1 pseudogene is annotated in these 248 nt (G+C 69.9%); it reads left to right on the top strand.

From position 1 onward, the window contains the following. Nucleotides 1-248: pseudogene (locus ACQ4LH_RS21405) on the top strand (hypothetical protein); the annotation flags it as partial.

Here is a 248-nt window from a genome sequence, read left to right as displayed (position 1 = left end):
GGGCAGGGTCAGATGTGTATAAGGGACGGGTGGGGGGGGGAGCGGGGGGAGGAGSGGRCGGGTCCGGGGGGGCCCGCCGCGGGGCGGGCGGGGGTGTCCCCTAGCACCGATCTGTCCGCCGCTACCGATGGCACCGCCGATGGCCTGTATGACTGGGAAAACACCGACCCGCTGCCGCTGGCGCTGTTCGATGCGGCGCGGGTGGATTTCTCCCTGCGCCGTCTGGTGCCTGTCTCTTATACACATCT

It is taken from the genome of Pseudomonas peli (assembly GCF_050563605.1).
Lineage (GTDB): Bacteria > Pseudomonadota > Gammaproteobacteria > Pseudomonadales > Pseudomonadaceae > Aquipseudomonas > Aquipseudomonas peli_A.
This window is presented reverse-complemented; position numbering and strand designations above follow the sequence as displayed.